Genomic DNA, 20,356 nt, shown 5'->3' on the forward strand with positions numbered 1-20,356 from the left:
TCACAACATAATAAATACACTTCTTCTTTCTTAGATGTCGCCTTGTAAAACTTGCAAATCGCTATGGATTCGTCGGCAAATGCACCTTAGGGATTTGCACCCCAGCATTGAAATATACTCATCGTACTAAAAAAAGCTCACGAGAAAATCCCATGAACTTTAAAAAATTATTATTAACTTACTGAAATTCTTTTTTTGTGAAAATAATACACTCCAAAGAGAAATAATATAGTTTCTACTGCTAATAGTGCTAAAAATCCTATGCCCTTAAAATTAACAAATACATCTCCATTGTTCATAAATAATTCCATTTTTGTGAAGAAATCAAAGGTATCTAACAATTTAGTTGCAAATCCTTCTAATATTCCTAGAATTATAAATACTATAACTGGACCGCCAAATCCAAATCTTCTTAGTTTCTTGCAACCTCCAAGACTTATTGAAAATACTATTCTCGCAATGCAATTAAATAGGAATATTATTGCTATGCCTGCTGCTATTAATAAATTTTTTGTTCCAATTTCATTTATTACACTTGATATTTCACTCCACGAAATTGTCGATACTTCTGTACCAGCTAATGTTAAGAATACAAAAATTGCTCCAAGATACAAGGTATAAATTGCAAACATCACAAAGTAATATATAAATCTCGAAAATGTCTTTGCTGAAGGACTAATAGGTATTGATTCATAAAATAATGCACTGTCTCCAAAAAACATATTGTAGTCGCCAACTATTACTGTTACTGCTGCTGCAAAATATCCAAAGGACAAGGCCGTAATGCCAATAATAAGTGAACGCACTGCTAAATTGTAATTAACACTACTAAATAGTAATCCAAACACTATAAGTGCAAGGGGTAAAACTGGTATGAACCAGTAGTTTTTAAAATGATTTTTTATTTGATGTCCTAATAATTTTCCCATTAAAATACCTCCGTAAAGTAATCTTCTATGCTCATATTTTTTTCACTTCTTATCTCGTCAACTTTTTTATTTATCATAATTTTGCCTTCGGATAAAAATAGCACTCTATCAAGAAGTGGCTCAATTTGATTTATTAAATGAGTTGACACAATTATTAAACTGTCTTCTTTAAAATTATTTAGTATAGTTTGGATTATCATCTTTCTAGCTGATGGATCGACGCCAGAAATTGGCTCGTCCAAGAGAAATATTTCTGCATCTCTTGAAAGGCTAAGGGCAATTTGCATTTTCTCTCTCATTCCCTTGCTCATTTCCTTTACCTTTGACTTATTTGGCAACTTAAATTCTTCGTAAATTTTATAAAACTTATCTTCGTCAAAATCTTTGAAGAACAATTTGTAAGTATTTACAACCTCTTTTACTGAAAGTTTATCGCTTAATGCAAATTTGTCCGGTTGGTAAGACAAGATGTCTGCAGTTTTATAGGATATTTCTTCTCCGTCTATTAATATACTTCCCTTATAAGTTTTTTCTAGTCCTGCAAGTATTCTAAGTAATGTAGATTTTCCAGTACCATTTGGACCAACTAGTCCAACTATTTGCCCCTTATCTAACTCCAAGTTCAAGTCGTCAAGGACTTTGCTTTTGTAGTTCATAGTTAAATTTTTTATTTCTAATTTGCTCATGACTCCCTCCAATATTCATCTAAAAGTGTAAGTGATTTTTCCTTTGTCAAGTTGAGTTCTTCGGCAACTTCAATTAAGTCGTCGCAGGATCTATAAAAAGCTCCCCTTGCAATTTCTTCTATCAAACTCTCGTCGTCAGTTATAAATCTTCCCGTAGTCCTATTTGATTTTGCTAGTCCTTCTCTTTCTAGGTCTTGAAGTGCTCTTTGCACTGTATTGGGATTTACGCCATAAGTTTTTGCTAAATTCCTTACAGTGTCCATCTTTTCTCCACTTTTCCACTGACCACTTGAAATTTTTAATTTAAAGTCTTCGAGAAGTTGTAGATAAATAGGTCTATTGTTATCAAATTCCATAAAACCCTCCTTATATGTAGAGTTATTGATTTTACTTTAGTCTTGACTACATTAAAATTCTTATTTTTAATCTTATAATTTTTAGTTTACTTAAATCAAAGATAAATCTTAAACTGCATAATATTAAAATAATTTTTGTACCGTTGTATCAACCCCTTAATACAATAGTTATTATATACGCCTTTTTATAAAAATGCAATAGATATTTAAAAAAAATTTACTTTTAAACATTTTTTATTATATATTCTTAATTTTCATTTAATATTAACAATCTTATAGTATAATAAATTGTTATTCTTTACTTATATAATACCTTTATGATAATATATAATTAACTTTTATATAGGAGGTACAGTTATGGAATTATTTACAATTTTTTTAATCATGTCGTTGGGTTATCTAATTGGCCGAATTAATTTTTTTGGAATTAAATTTGGAGCCTCAGCGATTTTGATTGTCGCATTATTCTTTGGACATTTTGGATTTGAAGTACCTGCTTTTTTATCTAAAATTGGTCTTGTTTTATTTTTAACGCCTATTGGTCTTATGGCTGGTCCCGATTTTGTAGAAAATATTAAGAAAAATGGAGTGTCTTTTCTTTTAATATCATTTATAGCTGCAGTAGTAGGAGGACTTACTGTTATAGCTGCTGTTAAGATATTTAAACTCCCTATTTCTCTTTCCCTTGGATTAGCAACAGGAGCTCTTACTTCAACTTCTATGTTGGGGACAGTAAATGAATTGACAGATTCTATTTTACCAGGCGTTGGTTATGGTATTGCTTATGTTTTTGGTGTTGTTGGCGTTGTACTTTTCGTTCAAATTGTTCCTAAAATTTTAGGTGCAGATAGAGAAGTTGAAAATGCAAAACTTGAAATTCATAGTTCTAAATCTTCCAATAGGAAAATCGTCGATGTTTCTAAACTCATCACAATTGAAAAAAGTGGACTTTTCTCAATTGCAATTGCAGCATTTCTTGGTATTTTAATTGGAATGATTAAAATTAAAGCTGGCTCTGCTAAAATTTCTCTTGGAAGTGGCGGAGGTTCTTTAATAGGTGGTCTTATTTTAGGACATATTGGAAATATTGGCAGAATAAATCTTCGTGCTGATAAGGGTATCTTATCTGCTATTCGTGATTTAGGACTTGCCTTTTTCCTTCTACCTTCCGGTTTAAAAGCTGGATCTGGATTTGTTGAAGTTGTAAGTCAGTATGGCATAAAATTATTCTTTGTGGGAGTTCTTATGACTCTTATTACTACAATCGTGTCCTTTTTACTTTCATACAAAGTATTTAAACTTCCTTTGTTTGGAGCATTGGGAGCAACTACTGGAGCTATGACAAGTGCTCCATCTCTAGGGGCTCTTTTAACAGTTACAGAAGATGACAGAGTATCTTCTTTCTATGCTGCAACTCAACCAACTGCAACAATTTTTCTGGTATTTTTACCACAAATAATTGCACTTTTAATTGGTATTGATTAAAAATAGTATAGCAAGCAAATATTTTATTGAACTCAAAAATTTTTGCAAACAAAAACTCCTAAAGTTTTAAGCTCTAGGAGTTTTCTTTATTTTACTTCTTCTTTATTTTTTCTATTCTTTTTATTCTTTACTTTTTTTAGTCTAAAGAAATCTTCTCTTTCCTTTTCTGCCAAAGTATCTTCAATTTCTTTGATAATATGATTGTACTTAGGTATTTGAATTTTATCAAGGGCATTTGCCCTCTTGGCAGTCTTTTTTATTTCATTTGCAAGTCTAAAGACTGATGTTTCTATTTCTGCAAGTTCATAAATAACTGGCAGAATTTCTGAAATATTTATCTTAGCCCTGTCAAAGGCTGCATTAGATTGATGAATGGAATAATCTGCCTTAACTACTTTCTTTTCATATTTTATTTTTGGAAGTTCAAGTCCCATGACTGAACGAGAGATTACTTCGTATTCCTTTTCCAAGGGAGCAGATTCTCCCATGTCTTTCAATGAAAGTGCACCCATGGAAATAGTTGCCATGACAAGTTCAGAATAAGAATCTGCAAATTTTTCTTCTATCTCAGATTGAAGCTTCTTTGCATTTTTATTTAAGTCCATCATTTCTTTAATTAGGACAGTTCTTTTTTTGTCTAGAAGGTCGTAGCCCTTTTCTGCGAGGACAAGTGCATTTTTAGATGCAATTAAATTTGCCTTAGTTGGAGTAACTTTAATTGCCATTCTTATCACCTAAATATTTTTCTTTTAACTTAGGATCAATTCTATCAATCATTTCAGGTGGAAGGATCTTTAATAATTCCCAACCTAAATTTAGTGTTTCTTCTATATCTCTATTTTCATTTTGATCTTGTGTCAAAAATCTCTTTTCAAATTCATCTCCAAATTTTAAAACTAATTTTTCGTCATCGGAAATGTCATCTTCGCCAATGATTTGTGCAAGAGCTCTAGTTTCTTGTACCTTTGAATAAGATGCAAAAAGTTGTGAAGATAAATCTGGATGGTCTTCTCTCGTGTAGCCTTCGCCAATGCCATCCTTCATAAGTCTTGAAAGTGATGGAAGTACATCTATTGGTGGATAAACTCCCTTTGAGAACAAATCACGGCTTACTACAATTTGACCTTCTGTGATGTAACCTGTAAGGTCAGGAATTGGATGTGTAATATCGTCATTTGGCATTGTTAAAATTGGTATAAGTGTTACAGAACCCTTGGAGTCCTTAATCATACCTGCTCTTTCATAAAGTGCAGCAAGGTCAGAATACAAGTGTCCTGGATATCCCTTTCTTGAAGGCACTTCTTCTCTTGATGATGAAACTTCTCTCAATGCTTCTGCATAGGATGTGATGTCAGTCATTATTACAAGAACTTGCATATTCTTTTCAAAAGCTAAATATTCGGCAGCTGTAAGAGCACATTTTGGTGCAATTAGCCTTTCCATAATTGGATCATCTGCATAATTTATATACATTACTACCTTGTCAATTACTCCAGAGTTTTTAAAACTTTCTCTAAAGAAATCGGCTTCGTCATGCTTTACGCCAATTGCTGCAAAGACAATGGCAAAGTTATTTTCTCCGCCTTCGTCGACAATTTTTGCTTGTCTAACTATTTGAGCAGCGACTTCGTTGTGTGGAAGTCCTGAACCAGAAAATATTGGCAACTTTTGACCTCTAATGAGGGTCATTAGCGCATCAATTGAAGATATACCTGTTTGGATAAAGTTCCTTGGATATTCTCTAGCTGATGGGTTAATTGGTCTACCATTTATGTTATATACGTCCTTGGAATAAATTGCACCACCCTTGTCAATAGGCTTTGCCGTTCCATTAAATACTCTTCCTAATATTTCTTCTGAAAGTGGAATTTCAAAGGGATGTGCAGAAAATTCTACCTTAGTATTTTTTGTCGAAACACCTAAGTTATTACCAAAAACTTGTACAATTGCCTTGTCGTCGTCAATTTTTATAACTTGACCAATTTCTGAACTTTTGCCATCTTTTGACATTATTCTTACAACTTCACCATAACTAACTCTGTGAAGATTTGAAAGTTCTAGCAATGATCCTTCAATTTTATCAAGTGTTAAATATTCTTTTTTCATTCTACATCACCATAAGTTGCGCTAAGCTCTAAATAAAAATCGTTAATTTCATTGTTTAAGCTTACAAATTTCTTTAAATCTTCATTTTCTATATCGTATTTCATGTTAATTACTTTTCCGTAAATAGCATCGTTTTTTATTACTGAAATTGGAATTTTTAGTTTTAAAGCTTCCTTGCCTCTTTCGTAAAGGTTATCTATTGTCTTTAACATTTCAAATTGTTTTTCAAGTGGCACAAAGGTGTCAATTGGATTAAAGGCGTTTTGTTGTAAAAATCCAACTTTTACAACACGACAAATTTCAAGTACGAGCCTTTCTTCGTCTGGAAGCACATCTTCCCCAACTAGCATTACAATTTCATTTAACTTTGCTTCTTTGTGAAGTAAATCTAAATATTTTATTCTAAGATCTGGCAAATCTCCATCAAGTCTCATGTCGTAGTAATTTTTTAGTAGTGGGATATAACCTGAATAGGAATTCATCCAATTGATTGCAGGATAGTGTCTTGAATAGGCAAGTTCTTTATCTAATGCCAAAAATACATTTACAAATCTCTTTGTATTTTCTGTAACTGGTTCAGAGAAATCTCCTCCAGCTGGTGAAACTGCACCAATAAGAGTTACAGAACCTTCGTTGCCTGATAAAGTCTTTACATAACCTGCTCTTTCGTAGAAACCTGCAATTCTTGATGGAAGGTAAGCAGGGTAACCTTCTTCTGCTGGCATTTCTTCAAGACGACCGGAAATTTCACGAAGTGCTTCTGCCCAACGAGATGTTGAGTCGCCCATTAATGCAACGTGGTATCCCATATCTCTAAAGTATTCAGCCATAGTTACGCCTGTGTAAATTGACGCTTCACGAGCTGCAACTGGCATATTAGATGTGTTGGCAATAAGAATTGTCCTATCCATAAGAGCCTTGCCAGTGTTTGGGTCAATTAGCTTTGGAAAATCTTCCAAAACTTCTGTCATTTCGTTACCTCTTTCACCACATCCAATGTATATGATGATATCGGCATCGCAATATTTTGCAATTTGGTGTTGCGTCATAGTTTTTCCAGTACCAAATCCTCCTGGAATTGCAGTTGTACCTCCCTTGGCAATTGGGAAAAATACGTCAAAGACTCTTTGTCCAGTTACAAGTAATTTATCAATTGGAAGTCTTTCCTTAACAGGTCTAGGAATTCTAACAGGCCAGTTTTGGTACATCTTAACTTCATTAATCTTTCCTAATTCATCCTTTACCTTCAATAAAACTGTTTCAATATTGTACTTACCATTTTCGAGAATTTCTACAACTTCTCCATTTATTCCCGGTGGAATCATAACTTTGTGAGTTATGATATCAGTTTCTGGAACTTCCGCAAAAATTTGTCCTTGATGAACTTTGTCGTGTAGTGAAACTTTAAAGGTTACGTCCCAAAGTTTTTCTTCATCAAGGGAAATAAGTCCAATGCCTTCTGGCATAAAGGATCCGTGTTCTTTTTTTATAACTTCAAGTGGTCTTTCAATACCATCGAAGATACCTCTAATCATTCCAGGTCCAAGTTTTACTGAAAGAGGCGCACCAGTGGAAATAATGTCTTCATCTCTTTTTAGTCCTTCAGTTTCTTCGTAAACTTGAACTGTGCCAAGGTCGCCATCAATTGAAATAACTTCGCCAATTAATTTTTTTTCGCCAACAAGAACCATTTCTCTGATTTTATAATCAGCCATGTTCCTTCCAATTACTACGGGTCCGTCAACTGATTTAATTATTGCCTTTTCCAATGACTTCACCTCTTTCTTTTAATTTTTCGTGTAACATTGAGCCGATTTCATATCTCATGTCTTCTAATTTATTTTTTAAAGACAAATTTATATTATAAGTTTGTTCTATATCAGAAATTATAAATCCGCCAATATGATATTCGAAAAGCTCGTCGATTTTTAGTTCAACGCCCTTTTCCTTTGCAATTTCTTTAAATTTTTCAATGAGTTTTTCATTTTCATTGTTTTTTACATAGAGATAAATGCTTTTTTCATCTATTTCTTCTAAAATATTTTTAAAATTTTCAGCTTCTATATTCACATATTCTTCTGTTTTTGTAAATTCTAAAAGTTTTTGTGAAAGTGTTTCAAGGAGTTCCTTTAATAGTTTTTCATCTTCTTCTAAGAATAAAACTCTCTTTTGCTCTTCAACAGAGGCAATGAGTTCATATCCTCTTCTATTTGCAAGAGTTACTCTTCTATCTATAAAAGCTTCTTCATCTTTTTTTAGAGATTCAATTTTTTCAGCTAAAATCTTTTCAGCCTTTTCTTTTTCTTCTCGAATTCTCTTTTCACACTCTTCCTTTTGCTTTAAAAAAACAATTTTGTTGAATATGGCAATTTTGTTTTCAAGTAAAATCATTTAATCACCTACAGCTTTCACACCGACAGCTTCTCTGACATATTTTAAAATAAAATCATCTTCCATTTTTCCGTCTAGATCAGGAATAGTTACCACTAGGGGAAGTTTCCCAGTAAGTTTAAATTCCAAGACTTCTTCCTTAATTTCTTTGAAAGAAGAGTATGTCAAAATAATTATTCCTATATCTTCAGTCTTTGTATATGTTTTAAAATTTTTTAATAGTTCAGGTCTGTCATTACATTTAACAGACCTTACACCTGCAAGGCGAAGGCCGTTAATAATATCTTCATTTGATGTTAAAAGAATTGATCTCATTATAGTCTTCCAAGAATCATAATTGAAATGATAAGACCATAAATAGCAATACCTTCTGCAAGTCCTAGGTAGATCATTGATTTACCAAGAATATTAGGATCTTCTGATACAGCTCCAATTGCTGCAGAACCTACATTTGATACAGCAACACCAGCACCAAGTGATGCAAGTCCAGTTGAAAGACCTGCTGCTAAAAATCCGAGTCCATTACCGCCTGTTGAAGCAGTTGCTGCAGATGCCATTTGTGGTACAAGAGATATTAATCCAAACACAAAAATTGGTGCAAAAACAAATAGGTTTAATTTCATAAAGGCGCGTGCAAACTTTTTATTTGCATCTGTTCCCTTGTAAATAAAATAAAAACCTGAAACTACCATTGAAAAAACTGTCAAAACTGCTAAAATAATAATTTTTTCCATCTTTAAACTCCTCTTTAATAAATTCTATCGGCTTCAAAAAGTACGCCGTCACCACTATAATACTTACTAAACATTTCATAATACTCAAGTCTTAGAGATTGAATAAATACAATTAGACCTTCAAGTCCTAAAATCAAAATATTGCCAAAAATTAAAACTGCAATATTTCCTCCACTTGAACCAACCATTTCTCCAAGGGTTTTAAATGCCAAGAACAAACCAACATGGTTTATTGCAAAGGCACCAACTCTTATAAAGGAAATAATTGAACTCATAGTAGATAATAAAGCCTCAAGTAGTCCAAAGGAAGACTCAATATAATAATCTGAGGCAGAACCCTCTCCTTCTTTATTAAATAAAATTTTGAGAATAGGTCTTTTCAGTAGCATAATTATTAGACTTATAACTAATATTCCTAAAGAAATATTCATAGGAATAAGAGATTTTGCTCCCATTACATTCATTCCAATATTAATCATCGCTACAAAAATTAGAACTCCCAAAAAACCTTCTTTAGAGAAAAAGGCTTCATCAGGTTTTCCACTTTTTAATCTATTGTAAATACCTATACCATAAGCTATGGCAAGTAGAATAATGCCAAAATATATTGCAATTACAAGAGTGTCGTTTATATTCTCAAAGGGTCTAAACCACATTGCCTGAATGATTTCTTCACTTCCAAAAACTGATCCATACATCAAACCAAAAAACATTGAGGATGCACCCATTCTAAGAAGAAGTCCGCCAAAATCCTTGTTCTTCTTTCTTAATATTAGTCCGGCAATTGCAAATACAGCCCCTTGACCCAAGTCGCCAAACATTGCTCCAAAAAGAATCATGTAGGTAATTCCAAAAATTACAGTTGGATCAAATTCGCCATAATTCGGCGTTCCGTACATATTTATTAATAGCTCAAAGGGCTTGAAAAAATTTGCATTTTTTAACTTTGTCGGTGTCTTCATGTTTTCGCTTTTTGGGTCGAAATACTTAATATCAATGTCCCTATATTTGGATAATTTTTTTTCTAATTTGCTCTTATCAGAGTCACCAATCCAGCCTGAAAGATAGAAGTACTTGTTTGATTTAAGCATGTATCTCTTAGCTTTTTCAATTCCTTCATAGCTAAGCATGTGAGCGAGGGTAGTCTTTAACTCCTCATTTCTACTTTCCAAAAGATTTTTCTTATACTCTTCTATTTCAAAAATCTTTCTCTTTACATTTTCCTCTTCTTCTTCAAGGTTCTTATAAATTAAGTTTGCAGTACCCTCTACATTTTCACCAAGAAGTTCCACTTCTGTAAAGTTTAAGCTATTTAGCAGTCTATCGACATCTTTTTCAGCTTCCCTTGGATAGATTACAAGGAAAAGTTCACGATTATCCACAGTACCTGTGTGATAAATCATGGCAAGGATATTGCCATAGTTTTTCTTTAATCTTTGTCTAGCATCTTTGTCCAAGAAACCAAATCTAGAGTTGAAATATTTTAAATCTGCAATGTCTTTTAAGTCAATATCAACATTTTTAAATAATTCATAATTCTCTTTTAAAGTATCAAGTATTTTTAAATTTTCCTTAGTCTTTTCGTACTCATTGATTTTATCACTGATGTTTTTTACGAAAGAATCTATGTCTTCCTTTACATTTACCTTTTCAAAGTAAGACTCATCAATCTTGTCAAAGCCTAAGAAATCCATAATTTCAGTGGCTTTCTTAGCTGTGGATTTATGGGATTGATCTTCTTCAATAGGAGAAATATAATTAAGTTCAAGATTTCTCTCTAAGTTTTCTTCATTGTCCAAACTAAAGGTGAATTTATTTTCTGCTATATTCGCTTCAGTGGACATAAATTGCATACATTTTAAATTCAAAATGTCTAGGACAACTGAATCCATATCACTAATATTGCCAATGATATTAGCGACCTTCATTTTTTCAACGGCCAATTTCTTCACTTCCCTCTCTATCAACAATCATGTATTTTAACTTTTCCTTTTTATTAAGACCAAATCTAGTGCCTTCAAGAATTCTTTCGATATTGGCAATTTCATAATCTAAAAGAACCAAAAAACTCATGAACTTACCTATACCATCGGTCCTTCTAAAATTTTTCCTTACAATAGAATACATAATCTTTTTAGCAGTTCTACCAGTAACAATAACTCTTCCCTGTGCAAAAAGGGCTCCATATTTTGAATTTCTTATTTCTTCTTCAAATTCCCTTTCATCTAAATAAGAAAGTTTAAGAAGTTTTTCTGAATTATAATTTCCACCAAAAATAGTGAAGTTGAAAATTTCTTCAGGCGAAATATTATAATATTTCTTTGCTCTATAAATCCAAATAATATTGAGCAAATCAATTTTTACGCCAAAAATTTTTTTAAACTCTTCTACATCCTCTTTGGAAAAAGATTTTGTTGTCTCAGTTAAATTTCTGTAATAAAATTTTTCTAAATTCATCTCAATAGAAAAAAGAGCATCTTCGTCCTTATATGACTTATAGTTTTTTAGATACTCATAATAATATGTGTCCTTTAAATTGTCTATAAAAGATTCAAAGGTTTCCTCTTTAAAGTTGATTTTTTTACCTAAAATGACAAGTTTATCAACCTTTGGTTCTTTATTCATCCTCAAAGACCTCAAAATCTTGACGATCTTTTCAATATTTATTCTCTCCAAGTAGGCCTTCAAAAAATCTGCATATCTCAGCGGCAAAAATCCACGAAGTTTTGCAATTTCACTTCTTCTGTACTCTTCCAAAAAGACTTCAATTTCATAAATATCTGAAAAAGAGTCTATATTAGGAAATTTCTTTTCTTTTAAATATGAAAGACAGAATCTAACATTGTCCCCTTCTGCCATCTTTTCAAAATCTTCATAATCTAAAAACTCTGAATACATTTTTGAAATTTTAGCATTTAAAGCCTTTAAACCGTCAAACATTTGATTTACTTCCAATCACTATGTCAAAGGCATTTTGAATGATTTTGTCAGAATTTTCATTGTAAAATTCTTCAATTTCTTTTAAATTCTTTTCATTTTCTTTTTTCAAATCTTCAGCTTTTTTTTCAAAACCAGCTAAAATTTCATCACTTTTTTCTTTTCCAATAGCCTTTGACTTTTCTATTGATTCATTTTCAATATCAGTCAACTTTTCTCTCAATTCTTTTTTAATACTTTCAATTTCTTTTTCAGTATTATCGACGAGCTCTCTAGTTTTTTTATCTATTGCTAAAATACTATCTATGCTTTCTTTCAAAAATATCACCACTCTTTTTATTTCCTTGTGCATTTCTCATTATATTACTTTGAAATTCTAATTCAAGGGATTTGCACTAGATTTGAAAATTTCACTAAAGTTTCACATTTCATATAATGAATGAAAATTTTATATAGTGAGAAATATTATTTATAAATCTTTTCCAATGATTTGAAAGAAAGATTTTCTACTAAAATAGAATTTATATTCAATCTTTTTTGCTTTATAATTTGTAATAATGAATTTATAAAAATATAAATTTTTATTAAAGTGAAACATTAAAACTCCATTAATCCCAGCTTTTATTATTTATAAATTTAAAAAATTTATAAAATTTATATAATGGTAGCTTTTAATTAAGAAAAATCGACAAAAAAAGAACACCTCCTAAGAGGTGTTCTCAAAATTTATTTTTTCCTTTCATCTATGGCACATGAACTGTGGCATGAATCACATCCACAATCGCATCCACCTTTTTTACTTATTACCCTTTTTGCCGCAAAGGCAATTGCTAAAATTATTACAAGGGCAACTATAATATTAATTGGATTCATACTTTACCACCTTGTCTTTTTTCTTTTTAATCTCTTCATCTTGTATTTTTGATCTATCTTTTCTAAATAAAAGATATACATATACTAATAACACAAGTATTGCAATTCCAGTCATTATATTAAAAGATCCGCCTTCTAATAATCTTCCAAATTGATAAATCATAAAAGCAACTGTGTAGGAAAATACAATTTGATAACCTATGGCAAGTCCAAACCACTTTTTATCGCCCATTTCTTCTTTTATTGCTCCCATTGCTGCAAAGCAAGGAACTGTAAGTTGATTGAAGAATACAAAGGCAAAAGCTGATGCAACAGTAAATTGTGAAGCTACAAGTGATATCATATTGCTATCATCTGCTCCAACTTCTCCAATTCCTGCTAAAACTCCATAAGTTCCAACCACAACTTCTTTTGCGACAAGTCCTAAAATTGTGGCAACACTTGCAATCCAGTTTCCAAACCCAAGTGGTGCAAATACTGGTGCAATAGCTTTACCTATTGCTGCAAGAATTGAGTCCCCTCCATCTGATTCAAAGTCCACAAATTCCCCTGTAACTGATATACTTTTTAGTATCCAAATTACAACTGTCGCAAGAAGTATTATTGTTCCAGCTTTTACAACGAAAGCTTTACATCTATGCCAAGTTGCTTTAAATACATTGTGTGCACTTGGCATATGATATTCAGGAAGTTCCATTACGAAAGGAGCAGGATCTCCTGAAAAATATTTTGTCTTCTTTAAAATTATTCCTGATATTATTACAGCCAAAATTCCACCAAAGTACCATAGAGGTGCATACCACCAAGTGCCACCTAAAAATCCTGCAAACATTGCAATTACGTCTAGCTTTGCACCACATGGCATAAAGGATGTTGTCATAATAGTCATTCTTCTGTCATTGTCTGACTCAATAGTTCTCGTTCCCATAATTGCAGGTACTGAACAACCAGTTCCCATTAGGATTGGAATGAAGGACTTACCAGATAAGCCAAATTTTCTAAAAATTCTATCTAGTATAAAGGCAATTCTTGCCATGTAACCAATGTCTTCTAAGATTGCTATAAATAAAAATAGTACAGCGATTACTGGTAAAAATCCTAATACTGCTCCAACTCCTCCTATGATTCCATCGACTAATAATGAAGTCAATATAGGTGATGTGCCAGCATTTTCTAAAAATCCCCTAAAGTTTTCGCCAATGATTTCTCCAAAGAAGTTATCATTAACCCAATCAGTAACTGGTCCTCCAACATAATTTATTGCCAAGATATAAACTAGGGTAATTACTCCAACGAAAATTGGAATTGCCAAAAATCTATTTGTAACAATTCTGTCGATTTTGTCAGAAGTAGTCATTCCCTTTCTACCTTTTTTAACAGAATCTTTTGTAACTTCTGATACAAAATTATATCTTTCATCTGTGATTATGCCTTCGCCATCGTCGTCGTATTTTTCTTCAGCTTCTTCTATAATTTCATTTAACCTTCTAATTTCCTTTCCATAGAGAGGAAATTCTTCTAGTATTTTTTCATCTTGTTCAAAAAATTTAACTGCTAGCCAACGCTTTGCAGGATTATCTTTTATGACGCTAAAGTTTTCAATTTCTGTAATATATTTTTCTATTTCATCGTTAAATTCATAACAACAATTTGTGTTTGTGTTAACAGCTTTCTTTGCTGTATCAATTAATTTATCAATATTTTCATTCTTTAGTGCAGAAATCTCAACAATTTTACATCCAAAATTTTTCTCTAGCAACTTAATGTCAATGAAGTCATTATTTTTTCTAACAACATCCATCATGTTAAGTGCAATTACAACTGGAATACCAAGTTCTACAAGTTGTGTAGATAAAAATAAGTTCCTTTCAATATTTGTACCGTCAACAACGTCAATTATTACATCAGGTCTTTCATTTATAAGGTAATCTCTTGATACAACTTCTTCCAAAGTGTAAGGAGAAAGAGAATAAATCCCTGGCAAATCTGTAAAGTGTACATCCTTATCTTTTTTATACTTACCAGTCTTTTTTTCAACAGTTACTCCAGGCCAGTTACCAACGTATTGATTTGAACCAGTTAAACTGTTAAATAAAGTGGACTTCCCACTATTGGGGTTTCCAGCAAGTGCAATAGTTATAGCCAATTAAATCTCCTCCTTTTCTATCTCTTCAATTGAAATTAACTCAGCATCTGCACGCCTTATGCTAAGTTCATAATTTCTAATATTAATTTGAACTGGGTCACCAAGAGGCGCCACCTTCCTTATGTAGATTTTCGAATTTTTTGTAATGCCCATGTCCATTATTCTTCTTTTTAAAGGACCAGAGCCATTTATTTTTTTTACAGTATAGTATCTACCAACAACTGCATCTTTTAATGTTTGCAATCCTACATCTCCTCTACCAAAATCTTTTTCGCAATGTCTTTTCCAATTGCAACCCTTGCATCTTTAATAGAAACAATTAAATTGCCATCGTTCTCGCTTATAACTTTAATTATCGCCCCTCTAACAAATCCAAGATTCGCAAGGTGCGATTCAGTAACGTCACTATTTTTTAAACTTTTAACTTTAAAAACCTTAAAGTTTACATTTAGAGGCGCCATTATTAAACTAAGCATCTTAACACCTACCTGCTTTTATAAATACTTTTCAATATTTGAATTTGATTATCAATTTCTGTATTAATTATACCATAGCAAATTGAAAAATTAAATCAATTTAATTATTTTTTTATTTTAATTATATTAAGATTAGTTTATTTAATTTCTTATTTTTGGTTTTATATTAATTAATGATTTTTAGCTTTCATCCTTTTAATTTTGTTCTTAACATCGACATTTTTTAAATTTTCATTCTTTAAATTTTGAGTCTAATTTTCATTCATCATTTTTTAATTAATTTAAAATTTCTAAAATTTTTCACCAATAAAAAGTCTTAACTTTTAATTTCAAGAGTATAAAAAAGACAGCCCTTGATAATATCAAAGTAAGCTGTCTTAAAATTTTATTTTATTTCGCCATTTAATGTTCTATAACTAATCCATCCATTTCCAATATTGCACCAAGTTCTTCCATTGGCTCTCCTAGTGTCGTATACGTAAACAGAGTCGCCCTTATAAAGAGTAAATTCAATTCCATAATCAAATCCCGGTCCACTTCTTACATTGGCTTTTCCCGCAGTTACAAATTGGTAAGTGTCGATTAAGCTTGATGCTTCCACTCTTTTCAATCTTGCAATTTGCGCTTCTAATTCATCAGCTCTAGCCTTTTCCTTTAAAGTTTCACTACTTTCTTCATCTTTTTTGTCGCTATTTTCCTTTTGTGAATTTACATCTTCAAGCATTTTTTTAAATTCGCCATTTTCAGGGTCAACTGCAATGTAAGAATTTAATCTATTAATTGCACTGCTAAAATTATTATTTCCCACTAATTGTGCAATTTCAGATCTAATTGCAGAATAATTCTTTTCAACAAGGGCATCTCTCTTTGACTTTAAATCTTCGTCATCACTTTCAAAATCCTTTAAAAAAGCAAGTGAAGCTTCGTAGTCCCTTCCTTCAAATTTTTGATTGGCTTTATTTATTAAATCTTTGGATTCCATGCTCTTGTCTATTTTATTTATTTCATCTAAATATTTTTTATCTGAGGACTTTTCATAAAGTTGGCTATATTTTTCTCTTGCCTCTTTATAATTTTTTGCTTCTAAATTCGCCTTTGCCGAATTTTCTAATTGCTTAAATTTATGTTTTCCAAATCCAAAATTAAATAAAAGAGAAAAAACAATAAGCCCAATTACCACAAAGGCAAAAATAATTCCCTTTTGTTTTAAGCCCATGGAATTGTCATTAAAGGAATTATTTTTTACAATTTTTTCTTCATCCTCGTAATCATAGTCAAAATCCCTCTCTACTTTTTGAGTTCTGGAAAAATCTAAATCTTCTCTCAAATCATGACCACATTCCATGCAAAATGAGGCGTCTTCTGAATTTTCTTTTCCACAATTTTTACATTTCATTTAAAACCTCCTAGCTATTTTTATTTTTCTTAGAGATATCTATTTTTATTTTTTTTAGCTGATGGATAATTTCTTCGTCAAGGGCACTGACTTTTTCTTCCTTTAGTTTTTTTGCCACGTGAATAACTTTGTTTTTTGAGTTTTCAACTTCAGCTTCAAGTTCTCTTGCAGAAATTCTAGTGCCACCTCGAGACAAAATAATTTGCTGCTCCACATTGTCGCTTGTGGCAACACGCACATTAGTGAGCTTTCCTATCTCGTCAAGCTGTCTTTCGATGTAGTGATCCGCTGTCTCAAATTCTTTAGTAAAAATAATATCAATCCCATCTCTGTGATAAGTCTTGCCACCTGATTTTTTCACCAAATAAGCATCAAAAACAAGTATTATGTGTTCCTTTGTGCTATGAGAAAATTCAATCATTGTGTCTATTAATTCATTTCTCGCATCTTCAAGAGAAATATTTTTTAATTTTATTAAATTTTGCCAGGAATTTATAATATTGTATCCATCTACAAAGAGATAATTTACATCCCTTTTGTACCTGTTCATGTGCCTTTTCATCTTTATTATCTAAACATTTCGTACATCACAATTGCCGCTGCAACTGATGCGTTGAGAGAATCAAAGTCAGAAAAGTTTGGAATAGTGATGATTTTGTCAGAATTTTTCAAAACATTTTTGGAAACGCCCTTGCCTTCGTTTCCTATAACTATGGCAACTTTACCTGAGAAGTCGCATTGTCTTATGTCTTCACCTTCTAAGTCCGTTGCGTAAATCCAAAATCCTGCATCCTTTAATTTTTCTATCGCTTGAGAAATATTTGTAACTTTTGAAACATCTATGTCGTAAATTGCGCCAGCAGATGCTTTTACAACAGTGTCATTAACTGTGGATGCTCTTCTATTTGGAAAAATAATGGCATCTACTCCAAAAAAGTTTGAACTTCTTGCAATTGCGCCAAAATTGTGTGGATCTTCAATTTTATCCAAGATGAAAATCTTCGCATTTTCTTTGCCCTTAAGTTTATTTATAAGCTCTTCAAGTTCAATGAATTCAAAATCACTTACTAAAGCCACAACTGCTTGGTGATTTTTTGTGCCAGCAAGTTCTTCCAATTTTTCATTATCACTTGTAACTGTGGCCACTTTTAAATCTCTTGCCATTCCAATAATTTTTTTTATGGAACCAGTGGCATTTTTCCCAATATAAACTTTTTCTACTTCTTCATTTTTTAAAGCCTCAATAACTGGGCCTCTTCCATAAATATATTTCATTTTAAATTCTTAAACTTCTCTCTAATTTCTCTTGCTTTGCCACAAGTCATTTTGCCTTCTGGGCATGGACCTGTAACACAAGCTGGACCTTCGTCTCTAAATAAAAGCGGTGCAACTTTCTTTACTTCTCTTAACATTTCTGTGGCAAGCTCTCTTATTTCCCATTGAGCTCTTTCACAACATCTAAGTGTAAAGAAGTGTTGAAGTGTTCTCACATTCATAGTTACAACAATTTTTGTTTCACAAGCATTTGGAAATACATATCTCGCATCTTCAATAGACATTTTTTCCACAGCCTTTTTTGCCTTTTCTTCATCCATTCCCTTTTCTATAAGAGGTTTTGCATTTTCATTTACGAGAATCTCTACTAATTTATCGTAATCTTCTTGGTCTCTTTTCATTGCTTCTATGAAAATCTTCTTTGCCTCTTCGTTTTTTTCAATTTGTGGTGGAATAATGTATTCAAAACTATCTAGCTTTACATACCTTTGTGATTGTTGTGAATAGGATGCAATTCTGTGTCTTACAAGTTGATGAGTAAGTGTCCTGGAAACACCTTCAATTGCAAAGGTAAAGCTAACGTGTTCAAGTGGTGAAAGGTGAGAAAAAGACATAAGCCTATTTAAAAATTTTTCTGTAGATTCTTCTGTCAAATTTTCTGTAATTTCTTCAACGCCAACTCTTGAATAGCAGAGTTTTGCTGCAGCAGCAATGGTTTTATCTGGGTCCATTGTGTGTGAAATAATTTTTACCTTCATTTAGTCATCTCCTTAAATATTTCCCTGATTCTTTCGTATTTCTTTAAAAGATAGAGATAACCAAAGAGCGCCTCAACTCCTGTTGCTATCCTATAATCTATTGGGTCAGCATTTTTGGGAATTGTATGAGATTTAGCATTTCTTCCTCTTTTAAAGACTTTAAATTCTTCCTCTGTAAGTTTGTCTTCTATATTTTTAAAAAGTTCTTTCTGTGATTTTGCACGAACAAATTTAATACTTTCTCTGTGAAGCTTCTTTGGATTTTTGCGGACATCGAGTATTTCACTTCTAACTAAAAGTTCAAAACAAGCATCGCCAATATATGCAAGTGCAAGGGGGCTAAGCTCTCGAACTTCGCCCTCTGTATAATTTTTAACTTCTAAAAAACTTAAATTCTCTTCCAAGTTGTTCCACTTCTCGTATCTTCTATTTCAATGCCCATTTTCTTTAACTTATCTCTAATTTCATCGGATTTGGCAAAATCTTTATTCTTTCTAGCTTCATTTCTTTCTTCAATTAGTTTTTCAATGTCCTCAGAAATTTCTTCTCTCTCGCCTTCCATAATTCCCAAAACTCTTGTAAGTTTCTTTAAAAGTTCTAAAGTTTTTTCTAGCATTTCCTTAGAATTATTTTCGTCAAGATTTAAGTTAATATCCTTTACTAAGTCGAAAATTGCAGTAATGGCATCAGCTGTGTTTAGGTCATCATCCATGGCATTTTCAAACTTTTCAACGTGCTTGTCAAAGGATTTATATAATTTTTCTTCTTCTGCTGAAATTTTTTCTACACTTGATTTTTCTATTGCATCTTCAAGTTTATACTTTGCATTGTATAGCCTCTTGCTTGAATTTTTTGTTTGTTCCATAACTTCTCTTGAAAAATTAATTGGTGAACGGTATTGAGTCGTCAAAAGGAAAAATCTCAAAACCTCAAGGTCAAATTCTTTTGAAACTTCTCTTACTGTAAAGAAATTGCCCTTAGATTTAGACATTTTTTCGTTGTCAACTGTAATCATTCCATTGTGTAGCCAATAATTTGCAAAAGGCACTCCATTGCAAGTTTCTGATTGTGCAATTTCATTTTCATGGTGTGGGAATTGTAAGTCTTCGCCACCAGTGTGGATGTCAATATTGTCGCCGATAAGATCCTTTGCCATTACTGAACATTCAATATGCCAACCAGGTCTACCTTCTCCCCAAGGTGCTTTCCAAAAAGGTTCCCCCTCTTTTTTGTTTTTCCAAAGTGCAAAGTCCATTGGATTTCTTTTGTTGTCGTTGATGTCAACTCTATGACCAGAAATTAAATCTTCAATATTTTTCTTTGAAAGCTTGCCATAATCCTTAGCATAGCTTATGTCAAAATAAACATCTCCATTGGATACATAGGCAGCTTTCTTGTCTATTAAAGTCTTAATAAAGGCAATAATTTCATTTATATGTTCTGTCGCCCTTGGATTTAGTGTTTCATAATCGTAAAGGTGAAGTCCATTTGCATCTTTTTTAAATTCTTTAATAAATCTCTCTGAAATGTCAGTTACTGTTACACCTTCGTCATTTGCCCTGTTTATAATTTTATCGTCAATATCTGTAAAATTAACAACAAATTTTACCTTTAAACCTTTATACTCAAAATATCTTCTCAAAGTATCGAATACAACAAGGGGTCTAGCATTGCCAACGTGAATAAAGTTATATACTGTTGGCCCGCAATTGTATATTCCAACTTCTCCTTCTTTAATTGGCACAAAATCCTCTTTTTTTCTCGTTAAAGTATTGTATAATTTCATAAGTCCTCCTATAAAAAAACGC

Annotated in this window: 23 protein-coding genes; 1 reads left to right on the top strand and 22 read right to left on the bottom strand. The window is 32.0% G+C overall.

Annotation, left to right across the window (positions count from 1 at the left end; genetic code table 11):
• Nucleotides 1-173: 173 nt before the first annotated feature.
• From ACQRC6_RS02330 to ACQRC6_RS02340, 3 genes are read right to left on the bottom strand one after another with little or no spacing between them, the layout of a single operon-like run.
• Nucleotides 174-929 carry a hypothetical protein gene (locus ACQRC6_RS02330; protein ID WP_427847556.1) on the bottom strand — a complete coding sequence of 252 codons (756 nt, stop codon included), beginning with the start codon at nt 927-929 and terminating at the stop codon, nt 174-176.
• On the bottom strand, nt 929-1,615 hold the full coding sequence (locus ACQRC6_RS02335; protein WP_427847557.1) for an ABC transporter ATP-binding protein: 687 nt from the start codon (nt 1,613-1,615) through the stop codon (nt 929-931). The genes ACQRC6_RS02330 and ACQRC6_RS02335 overlap by 1 nt, the downstream gene beginning before the upstream one ends.
• Nucleotides 1,612-1,971 carry a GntR family transcriptional regulator gene (locus ACQRC6_RS02340; RefSeq protein WP_293559344.1) on the bottom strand — a complete coding sequence of 120 codons (360 nt, stop codon included), beginning with the start codon at nt 1,969-1,971 and terminating at the stop codon, nt 1,612-1,614. Before ACQRC6_RS02340 ends, ACQRC6_RS02335 begins: the two co-directional genes overlap by 4 nt.
• Before the next feature lie 357 nt (nt 1,972-2,328).
• Here ACQRC6_RS02340 and ACQRC6_RS02345 point away from each other — a divergent pair, with 357 nt between their 5' ends.
• A complete protein-coding gene (locus ACQRC6_RS02345) occupies nt 2,329-3,456 on the top strand; it encodes an antiporter (protein ID WP_427847558.1) in 1,128 nt (375 codons plus the stop codon).
• Nucleotides 3,457-3,542: 86 nt separating this feature from the next.
• Here ACQRC6_RS02345 and ACQRC6_RS02350 read toward each other — a convergent pair whose 3' ends face one another.
• The 19 genes from ACQRC6_RS02350 to cysS form a co-directional block, all read right to left on the bottom strand.
• Nucleotides 3,543-4,181, bottom strand: a complete 639-nt coding sequence (locus tag ACQRC6_RS02350) for a V-type ATP synthase subunit D (protein ID WP_293559348.1) — start codon at nt 4,179-4,181, stop codon at nt 3,543-3,545.
• Complete coding sequence (locus tag ACQRC6_RS02355) at nt 4,171-5,562, bottom strand: V-type ATP synthase subunit B (RefSeq protein ID WP_293559350.1); 1,392 nt, start codon at nt 5,560-5,562, stop codon at nt 4,171-4,173. The genes ACQRC6_RS02350 and ACQRC6_RS02355 overlap by 11 nt, the downstream gene beginning before the upstream one ends.
• A complete protein-coding gene (locus tag ACQRC6_RS02360) occupies nt 5,559-7,331 on the bottom strand; it encodes a V-type ATP synthase subunit A (RefSeq protein ID WP_427847559.1) in 1,773 nt (590 codons plus the stop codon). The genes ACQRC6_RS02355 and ACQRC6_RS02360 overlap by 4 nt, the downstream gene beginning before the upstream one ends.
• A complete protein-coding gene (locus ACQRC6_RS02365; RefSeq protein ID WP_427847560.1) occupies nt 7,312-7,953 on the bottom strand; it encodes a hypothetical protein in 642 nt (213 codons plus the stop codon). The genes ACQRC6_RS02360 and ACQRC6_RS02365 overlap by 20 nt, the downstream gene beginning before the upstream one ends.
• Nucleotides 7,954-8,268, bottom strand: a complete 315-nt coding sequence (locus ACQRC6_RS02370) for a V-type ATP synthase subunit F (protein ID WP_427847561.1) — start codon at nt 8,266-8,268, stop codon at nt 7,954-7,956.
• Entirely contained in the window at nt 8,268-8,687 is a 420-nt protein-coding gene (locus ACQRC6_RS02375) for an ATP synthase subunit C (RefSeq protein ID WP_427847562.1), read from the bottom strand. The genes ACQRC6_RS02370 and ACQRC6_RS02375 overlap by 1 nt, the downstream gene beginning before the upstream one ends.
• A gap of 14 nt (nt 8,688-8,701) precedes the next feature.
• Nucleotides 8,702-10,615 (bottom strand): V-type ATP synthase subunit I, encoded by a 1,914-nt coding sequence (locus ACQRC6_RS02380; RefSeq protein ID WP_427847563.1) that lies wholly within the window; start codon nt 10,613-10,615, stop codon nt 8,702-8,704.
• 4 nt (nt 10,616-10,619) lie between these two features.
• Entirely contained in the window at nt 10,620-11,627 is a 1,008-nt protein-coding gene (locus ACQRC6_RS02385; RefSeq protein WP_427847564.1) for a V0D/AC39 family V-type ATPase subunit, read from the bottom strand.
• Nucleotides 11,620-11,943, bottom strand: a complete 324-nt coding sequence (locus tag ACQRC6_RS02390; RefSeq protein ID WP_427847565.1) for a hypothetical protein — start codon at nt 11,941-11,943, stop codon at nt 11,620-11,622. Before ACQRC6_RS02390 ends, ACQRC6_RS02385 begins: the two co-directional genes overlap by 8 nt.
• A gap of 407 nt (nt 11,944-12,350) precedes the next feature.
• A complete protein-coding gene (locus tag ACQRC6_RS02395) occupies nt 12,351-12,497 on the bottom strand; it encodes a FeoB-associated Cys-rich membrane protein (RefSeq protein ID WP_427847566.1) in 147 nt (48 codons plus the stop codon).
• Nucleotides 12,484-14,643: a ferrous iron transport protein B gene (gene feoB / locus ACQRC6_RS02400; RefSeq protein ID WP_427847567.1), complete on the bottom strand. Its 2,160-nt coding sequence runs from the start codon at nt 14,641-14,643 to the stop codon at nt 12,484-12,486. The genes ACQRC6_RS02395 and feoB overlap by 14 nt, the downstream gene beginning before the upstream one ends.
• Nucleotides 14,644-14,886, bottom strand: a complete 243-nt coding sequence (locus tag ACQRC6_RS02405; RefSeq protein WP_293559370.1) for a FeoA family protein — start codon at nt 14,884-14,886, stop codon at nt 14,644-14,646.
• Nucleotides 14,887-14,888: 2 nt separating this feature from the next.
• Complete coding sequence (locus tag ACQRC6_RS02410; protein ID WP_427847568.1) at nt 14,889-15,119, bottom strand: FeoA family protein; 231 nt, start codon at nt 15,117-15,119, stop codon at nt 14,889-14,891.
• A gap of 385 nt (nt 15,120-15,504) precedes the next feature.
• Nucleotides 15,505-16,515, bottom strand: coding sequence for a zinc-ribbon domain-containing protein (locus ACQRC6_RS02415; protein ID WP_427847569.1), 1,011 nt, complete (start codon nt 16,513-16,515; stop codon nt 15,505-15,507).
• Nucleotides 16,516-16,525: 10 nt separating this feature from the next.
• Nucleotides 16,526-17,077, bottom strand: coding sequence for an NYN domain-containing protein (locus ACQRC6_RS02420; RefSeq protein ID WP_293559376.1), 552 nt, complete (start codon nt 17,075-17,077; stop codon nt 16,526-16,528).
• Nucleotides 17,078-17,082: 5 nt separating this feature from the next.
• Complete coding sequence (rlmB, locus tag ACQRC6_RS02425; protein ID WP_427847570.1) at nt 17,083-17,790, bottom strand: 23S rRNA (guanosine(2251)-2'-O)-methyltransferase RlmB; 708 nt, start codon at nt 17,788-17,790, stop codon at nt 17,083-17,085.
• A complete protein-coding gene (gene thyX, locus ACQRC6_RS02430) occupies nt 17,787-18,548 on the bottom strand; it encodes an FAD-dependent thymidylate synthase (RefSeq protein ID WP_427847571.1) in 762 nt (253 codons plus the stop codon). Before thyX ends, rlmB begins: the two co-directional genes overlap by 4 nt.
• Nucleotides 18,545-18,952 (bottom strand): Mini-ribonuclease 3, encoded by a 408-nt coding sequence (locus ACQRC6_RS02435; RefSeq protein ID WP_427847572.1) that lies wholly within the window; start codon nt 18,950-18,952, stop codon nt 18,545-18,547. Before ACQRC6_RS02435 ends, thyX begins: the two co-directional genes overlap by 4 nt.
• On the bottom strand, nt 18,937-20,334 hold the full coding sequence (gene cysS / locus ACQRC6_RS02440) for a cysteine--tRNA ligase (protein ID WP_427847573.1): 1,398 nt from the start codon (nt 20,332-20,334) through the stop codon (nt 18,937-18,939). The genes ACQRC6_RS02435 and cysS overlap by 16 nt, the downstream gene beginning before the upstream one ends.
• Between the last annotated feature and the right edge of the window lie 22 nt (nt 20,335-20,356).

Origin of the sequence: Peptoniphilus sp. SGI.035, from assembly GCF_050315115.1 — a bacterium.
Lineage (GTDB): Bacteria > Bacillota > Clostridia > Tissierellales > Peptoniphilaceae > Peptoniphilus_A.

Bases quoted from the DNA above. Each gene is read 5' to 3' on its own strand.
- ACQRC6_RS02330 (WP_427847556.1), bottom strand. From the start codon at position 929: ATGGGAAAATTATTAGGACATCAAATAAAAAATCATTTTAAAAACTAC.
- ACQRC6_RS02335 (WP_427847557.1), bottom strand. From the start codon at position 1,615: ATGAGCAAATTAGAAATAAAAAATTTAACTATGAACTACAAAAGCAAA.
- ACQRC6_RS02340 (WP_293559344.1), bottom strand. From the start codon at position 1,971: ATGGAATTTGATAACAATAGACCTATTTATCTACAACTTCTCGAAGAC.
- ACQRC6_RS02345 (WP_427847558.1), top strand. From the start codon at position 2,329: ATGGAATTATTTACAATTTTTTTAATCATGTCGTTGGGTTATCTAATT.
- ACQRC6_RS02350 (WP_293559348.1), bottom strand. From the start codon at position 4,181: ATGGCAATTAAAGTTACTCCAACTAAGGCAAATTTAATTGCATCTAAA.
- ACQRC6_RS02355 (WP_293559350.1), bottom strand. From the start codon at position 5,562: ATGAAAAAAGAATATTTAACACTTGATAAAATTGAAGGATCATTGCTA.
- ACQRC6_RS02365 (WP_427847560.1), bottom strand. From the start codon at position 7,953: ATGATTTTACTTGAAAACAAAATTGCCATATTCAACAAAATTGTTTTT.
- ACQRC6_RS02370 (WP_427847561.1), bottom strand. From the start codon at position 8,268: ATGAGATCAATTCTTTTAACATCAAATGAAGATATTATTAACGGCCTT.
- ACQRC6_RS02375 (WP_427847562.1), bottom strand. From the start codon at position 8,687: ATGGAAAAAATTATTATTTTAGCAGTTTTGACAGTTTTTTCAATGGTA.
- ACQRC6_RS02380 (WP_427847563.1), bottom strand. From the start codon at position 10,615: ATGAAGGTCGCTAATATCATTGGCAATATTAGTGATATGGATTCAGTT.
- ACQRC6_RS02385 (WP_427847564.1), bottom strand. From the start codon at position 11,627: ATGTTTGACGGTTTAAAGGCTTTAAATGCTAAAATTTCAAAAATGTAT.
- ACQRC6_RS02395 (WP_427847566.1), bottom strand. From the start codon at position 12,497: ATGAATCCAATTAATATTATAGTTGCCCTTGTAATAATTTTAGCAATT.
- ACQRC6_RS02410 (WP_427847568.1), bottom strand. From the start codon at position 15,119: ATGCTTAGTTTAATAATGGCGCCTCTAAATGTAAACTTTAAGGTTTTT.
- ACQRC6_RS02415 (WP_427847569.1), bottom strand. From the start codon at position 16,515: ATGAAATGTAAAAATTGTGGAAAAGAAAATTCAGAAGACGCCTCATTT.
- ACQRC6_RS02420 (WP_293559376.1), bottom strand. From the start codon at position 17,077: ATGAAAAGGCACATGAACAGGTACAAAAGGGATGTAAATTATCTCTTT.
- rlmB (WP_427847570.1), bottom strand. From the start codon at position 17,790: ATGAAATATATTTATGGAAGAGGCCCAGTTATTGAGGCTTTAAAAAAT.
- thyX (WP_427847571.1), bottom strand. From the start codon at position 18,548: ATGAAGGTAAAAATTATTTCACACACAATGGACCCAGATAAAACCATT.
- cysS (WP_427847573.1), bottom strand. From the start codon at position 20,334: ATGAAATTATACAATACTTTAACGAGAAAAAAAGAGGATTTTGTGCCA.